6 protein-coding genes are annotated in these 5,556 nt (G+C 57.9%); 3 read left to right on the forward strand and 3 right to left on the reverse strand.

The features are described from left to right. Nucleotides 1-180 precede the first annotated feature (180 nt). Nucleotides 181-675 (reverse strand): arginase family protein, encoded by a 495-nt coding sequence (locus FS320_RS36660; protein WP_338105711.1) that lies wholly within the window; start codon nucleotides 673-675, stop codon nucleotides 181-183. 414 nt (nucleotides 676-1,089) lie between these two features. Between FS320_RS36660 and FS320_RS36665 the strand changes: the two genes are divergently transcribed. Both FS320_RS36665 and FS320_RS36670 read left to right on the forward strand, forming a co-directional pair. After that, on the forward strand, nucleotides 1,090-2,145 hold the full coding sequence (locus FS320_RS36665) for an IS30 family transposase (RefSeq protein WP_152717251.1): 1,056 nt from the start codon (nucleotides 1,090-1,092) through the stop codon (nucleotides 2,143-2,145). 92 nt (nucleotides 2,146-2,237) lie between these two features. Then, nucleotides 2,238-2,720, forward strand: a complete 483-nt coding sequence (locus FS320_RS36670) for a DUF6894 family protein (RefSeq protein WP_420846839.1) — start codon at nucleotides 2,238-2,240, stop codon at nucleotides 2,718-2,720. Between the two features lie 52 nt (nucleotides 2,721-2,772). Here FS320_RS36670 and FS320_RS36675 read toward each other — a convergent pair whose 3' ends face one another. Further along, the gene (locus FS320_RS36675; RefSeq protein WP_152717253.1) at nucleotides 2,773-3,009 is read right to left on the reverse strand and encodes a hypothetical protein; all 237 of its coding nucleotides are present in this window, start codon (nucleotides 3,007-3,009) and stop codon (nucleotides 2,773-2,775) included. A gap of 354 nt (nucleotides 3,010-3,363) precedes the next feature. Here FS320_RS36675 and FS320_RS36680 point away from each other — a divergent pair, with 354 nt between their 5' ends. Beyond that, nucleotides 3,364-4,110: a Crp/Fnr family transcriptional regulator gene (locus FS320_RS36680; RefSeq protein ID WP_152717254.1), complete on the forward strand. Its 747-nt coding sequence runs from the start codon at nucleotides 3,364-3,366 to the stop codon at nucleotides 4,108-4,110. Between the two features lie 528 nt (nucleotides 4,111-4,638). On the opposite strand, the gene FS320_RS36685 is transcribed toward FS320_RS36680, so the two are convergent. Beyond that, a complete protein-coding gene (locus FS320_RS36685; RefSeq protein ID WP_338105679.1) occupies nucleotides 4,639-5,304 on the reverse strand; it encodes a glutathione S-transferase family protein in 666 nt (221 codons plus the stop codon). Nucleotides 5,305-5,556 lie beyond the last annotated feature (252 nt).

Raw genomic sequence — 5,556 nt, forward strand, 5'->3', positions numbered from 1 at the left:
CAGGCGCCCACCGTCGAAAGCAGCGGTGATCTTCTTGCGGCCAACGGCTGGAAACGGGAAGGTGGCAGGTGTATCGTCCGGCATGGCGAGTGTGGCACAGGGCAATTGGTGGCAGGGATTAGTCTCAACAACCAAATCCTACGCTGCTTCAAGTGCTTAAGCTACACTCGCCAGCCTTCATCAACCTTCCCATGCATAAGAACGGCTAAAGGCCGCTTGTAACGCATCCCTGGCACCAAATTCTCGGATTTGTTGGGAATCTATCGCCGTTATCTGGGAGCTGTTCAGGATAGTCCGAGCTCCGTCATCCATGCCATGCCCACCAACTAAGATGACGTGCTCGTCAGGAATTGCCCGATAGCCCGGGACAGTCGCACAAAGCGCCTGCCAGCAGCGACCGGTCAGCGTGCTTAATCCCATGGCATCGAGGAAGTCACCTGTGAAAGTCTCAGGTGTATTGCAGTCCCCATGGCCGTCAAACCAAAGCACCCCGACAGCTTCGCCGGGATAAGCTTGTTGTATGCCGGAAACGGTACCGAGCGAGCTGTTGCAGTTACCCGAAAGGACGAGAGGAAGGGCGCCATCACCGATTGCCCCTGAAACCACCGCTGCCGTTTCACGGTGCAATTCAAAAGCTGTTCCGATCTCTGTTGGAAATGGAGACTGGGTCTCGATGGGATAAGCCGCGTATCAGGATCGTACGTTCGGAGGTGGTCGAGGACGCCCTGCTCAACGAGATGGAGAGGCCCGGCACCCATACGGCGCCCTCGGTGCCCGGAGTCGTATGGGATCTGAAGGAGGCGCAGGCTCATGAGACTTCAAAGCTCCAAAGATGCGATCTTAGCTCATATCTAGCGTCAATACTCAGAAGAATAGTTTTTCTCACGAGGCCTCTGGAAAGAGCGGCTTAGACTAGACCTATACTGGAATGGAAAAGGGCGCTGTCAGAACTTCTTCCGAACACTTCAAAAAGACACACTATCCAGTTCCATACAGAGCCTTACGCGAATTACGCTTCCGGTTGGTGGATTCTAATCTGAAGTGCGAATGCTGTTACAAGTACAAGGACCACATTCGCACGGAGGCTGCATGACCCTGCCCTATACTCATCTGACCTTGGCAGAGCGCCGCGAGATTTACCGCCTGCGCTCGGCCCAGTTCCCCGTGCCTGTGATCGCCCAGCGCCTGGGCCGCCATCCCTCAACGATCTACCGCGAGATCTCCCGCAACTGGATGCATGATGAGGAACCGCTCTATCGAGGCTACTTCCATGTAGCGGCCGACATGCAGGCTCGCGCCCGGCGACAGCGCCTTGGCAAGCTCTCCCGCCATCCCGCTCTGGCCGTCCATGTGATCGACTGTCTCAAGGCGGCTTGGTCGCCGGAGCAGATCGCCGGTCGTTTGCGGGTCTCAGGCGCACTCGTGCGCATCTCGCATGAAACGATCTACCGGTTTGTCTATGGTCCCCAGGGGCAGCATCTCGGGCTGTACAAGGAGCTGCCCATGGCACGGCGCCGACGGCGAACCCGCTACCAGCGCAAGCCGCGTGGTCTCTTCATCCCGGCGAGCAACACCATCGAGCAGCGTCCACCGGAGATCGCAACTCGCACCAGCTTCGGCCACTGGGAGGGCGACCTGATGATGTTCCGCAGGGAATTGGGCCAGCACAACCTGACCTCGTTGGTGGAGCGTCAGAGCCGCTACACGATCCTCACCCGCAATCGGGACCGTAACTCAGCGGGCGTCATGAGTGGCATGATGGAGAAGTTGCAGGCTCTGCCCGCTCCAGCCCGGCAGTCGATCACCTTCGATCGGGGTACGGAGTTCTCCTCCTACCGGTTGCTCAAGCACAAGCTCGGCATCGACAGCTACTTCTGCAAGCCGCAGGCGCCCTGGCAGAAGGGCACGGTCGAGAACACCAATGGCCGGGTTCGGCGTTTCCTGTCACGGGATGCGGACATTGCCGCTCTGTCCGAGGAGACGCTGCTCGACATCTGTGAACGGCTCAACGAGACACCACGCAAGTGCCTAGGCTATCGCACGCCGGCAGAAGTTCTCATGAGTTCTCTGGATCCAGGCTTGCCCGGGCTGAGCAACCCTGACCAGCGCAGCCCCGGCAAGCCCTGGGTGAGAGGATACCCCTAACGCTCAGCCCTCGCACTTCGGCTTGATTCCACAGAACTCTTCCGCCACAAGGACTTTATTTCAGCAGTCGACTGACTAGCTCTGGGGACGCCATGTCTCGCTTCTACCTTCACATCCGCGGCAAAGATGGAGGTATGAGTTACGACGATCTCGGCCTCGATTACCCGGATGTGGAGACGGCCTGGAGAGCAGTGGCGCGGGCTGCCCAAGACCTCAGGCATGTGTTCGCAGCCCGAGGCCACGATCCACGGGACTATGCCATTGAGGTTGAGAATGATACCGGCGAGGTAGTTTTCCGCCTGCCGTTCTCCGAACATTTGAGATCCTCTTTGCTGCAATCTCACGCCACTTACAAGCTCGTCGGCAGCCATCTCGGCTGGCTGATTTATTGCAATGCTGAGTTTGTTGGCGGCTTCGCACAACGGTCCTCGGCCGAATCGTTGGTCTGGGAGATGGTCGAGACCCGATGCGCCGAGCACAAGGCGTCTCAAGTCCTGATTGAAAACGAACTCGTGTGCGAGAAGCACCTTTGCCGCTGCTTCAAGGAAGCGCCTTCCGGAACCCTGCTGTCTTAGGCAAAGGAGCAGCAAGCGCATTCCATACGGGCCATACGGGGCTTATGCGAAATTACGCGCGGCCCTTGGGCATTAAGGTTTGTTCAACCCAGGCGCCCGCCTCCTCAGGCGTCTTGAACGGGGGAACAGTGCGAACAGCGCATTTACCGAACCCCGCCTCAAGGTTCCAAAGCCCCTTGTGCTCAGGGGCATGGGTCTCGCCATCAAGGCGGACGATCACGGCGGCGAGTTGGCCGTCTGCGAGGATGAGCCTGCCTTCGCTGTCATGGCCGTCGATGAGCACGCGCATAGGCATAAATGAAATGTGGGGGAGGGGGGAGCATAGCCTTCGCCTTCCAAGTTGGGGCGAAAGATCAGTGCCAAATGGCCGGACACCCTGAGAAACAACCTTTAGTATAGATGGTCTGAGCCAAACGGACCTTCACATAGATTGTACTTGGAAACTTCATGAAGTGGTTTGTACGAAATCACACCATCACAGACGCATCAGCTTTGAGCGGCGATGTTAATCTCTGAACCTAACATAGATCTACGACAGACACTTCTTCGTCTGCTATAATAGTTCTATTATCAGCCACAGGTCTTAGGCGCTGATACCTGAGAGATACGACGCGCTCCCGCCTACAACAGAAGGGGCGCCGTCATGCACGCTTCTTTCCATCCCGATTACAATCCGCTGATCCGCAAGCTCGAGAGCGTGTTCCCCCTGACCGATGAGGAGCGCCAGGCCCTCGAAGACCTGCCGATGCAGGTTGCGGTGCTCAAGGACCATCAGGACATCGTGCGCGAGGGCGACCGTCCCTCCCGGTCGTGTCTGATCCTGAGCGGCTTTGCCTGCGTCTACAAGATGACGGCTCATGGCAAGCGCCAGATTGTCTCCTTCGCCATCGCCGGTGACATTCCTGACCTCCAGAGCCTGCACCTGAAGGTGCTGGACACCAGCGTCAGCACCATCAGCACGTGCCGGGTCGGGTTCATCCAGCACGAGGTCCTGCGCGACATCTGCGCCCGCTATCCGCGCATCGGCGCCGCCTTCTGGCGCGAGGCCCTGATCGACGCAGCCATCTTCCGCGAATGGGTGATGAATGTGGGACAGCGCGAAGGCGTTAGCCGGCTGGCCCATCTCCTGTGCGAGTTGGTGGTGCGCCTGAGGGCGGTCGACCTGGTCGAGGATCATGTCTGTGACCTGCCGATCACCCAGACGGAGTTCGCGGATGCGCTCGGCTTTAGCCCGGTTCACGTCAACCGGGTGCTTCAGCAGATGCGGGCCGAGGGCCTAATCGAAACCAAGGGAACACGGCTGAGGATTCCCGACTGGGACAAGTTGAAAGAGGTGGGCGAGTTCGATCCGACCTACCTGCATCTGGAGAGCAATCAGGCCGCCGCATGACCCTCACCCTTCAGCCGATCCGGGTTGCGACAGGCTTTGCCCGGTTCGAGTAGCGGCTTCCGCTCGAACACGCTTCCGGCCTCCTGCGAAATTGAACACGAACCGATATCCCGGAAGGTCGCCTCTTGGCACATCTGCGAAGTAGGCCGAATGTCTGCTGAGCAGAAAGTAGAAGACCTTCCCAAGAGACGTCCAGTTCCTTGGCGACTCTGAACTCGATCACCATCCCAACGGGACCACTTGGTAGGGGCAGGTCACCGCGCGGGTCAAACACAACCCAGCCTCGATCCTGGATTTGTGGGATAGTCATGACGCGCTGAAGGGTCTCGCCATTGACGGACTGATAAACGTATTGAGGTAGCGGTTCCTGACGTTGATTCATGCCTGGGTGCCCCGGAGATCCTCACGCTCTCCTCGTTGCCAGCTCCTACGCCCAGACATGTGACTTACCGGCGTGAAGGTCTTTACCATTCATAGGCTTGCCAACCGGTCTACGATCTGGAACCGAGTAGATGCAGCTGAGTAAACTCAGGAGGTCAGAGGTGCGGGTGTGGTTGATACTCCCTGTTCAACAGCAGCCTTCTCCTGGGCTGCACGAGCTTTCTTGAAGCCGTCCCGTTCCTGAAGTTCGGCCCAATACGCTCGAACTGCGTCCGGGAAGCGGTCGCTCAAGCCTAAGTATCCTGCCAGCATCAGGGCATAGCCCACAGATATATCGGCTACGGTGAAACGGTTCGCGCAGAGGTAGCGGTGTGACGATACTTTCCTCTCGACGCTGCGAAGGCGGGATAAGAACCAGCGGGAATAGTCCTGCACGACCTGTGGCAGCTGCCGGTCTATGGGCTCGAAGCGGCCGTACCGAAGAACAAGCGTCTGTGGAAATGTCAGCGTGGCCTCGCCAAAATGAACCCAATTTAGATACTCTCCATAGTCACTTTCATCCGGCGCCACCGCGAGATCGCCCAGGCTGTGACGCATGGCAATGAATTCACAGATCGCCGCCGATTCCGTCATTCTGGTTGTGCCATCGATATAGGCCGGAACGGTACCGAGTGGATTGATGTCCATATACTCAGGCGAGCAGGCTCGCGGCGGGAAAGGGAGTATAACAATTTGGTAAGTGAGCTCCAGCTCCTCCAAAGTCCAAAGCGGCCTGAACGAACGTGCGCTTATACAGTGATAAAGTATTCTCACCCTTCGCATCCCCTTTTCAAATTTGGCCCATCGGTACGCCCGTGTTGAGCAATGCGGCTACTCCTCAGACCATCGAGACACTACGGAGAGCATGACGATCTGTGGGGTACCCATCGCTGCATCAGAGAGCTGGCTCGGGAAATTTGGACAGCGGGATAAGTGGAGTTTCTGCCTGAGAGCAGCCAGAATGGCTGCTGAACAGGAGAGACGATGAGCAAGAGACCCCGCCGGAACCACTCTCCGGCTTTCAAA

Origin of the sequence: Microvirga tunisiensis (assembly GCF_009296175.1) — a bacterium.
Classification (GTDB): Bacteria; Pseudomonadota; Alphaproteobacteria; order Rhizobiales; family Beijerinckiaceae; genus Microvirga; species Microvirga tunisiensis.

Excerpts from the sequence above, each read along its gene's own strand:
- FS320_RS36665 (WP_152717251.1), top strand. The coding sequence starts at position 1,090 with ATGACCCTGCCCTATACTCATCTGACCTTGGCAGAGCGCCGCGAGATT.
- FS320_RS36670 (WP_420846839.1), top strand. The coding sequence starts at position 2,238 with ATGTCTCGCTTCTACCTTCACATCCGCGGCAAAGATGGAGGTATGAGT.
- FS320_RS36675 (WP_152717253.1), bottom strand. The coding sequence starts at position 3,009 with ATGCGCGTGCTCATCGACGGCCATGACAGCGAAGGCAGGCTCATCCTC.
- FS320_RS36680 (WP_152717254.1), top strand. The coding sequence starts at position 3,364 with ATGCACGCTTCTTTCCATCCCGATTACAATCCGCTGATCCGCAAGCTC.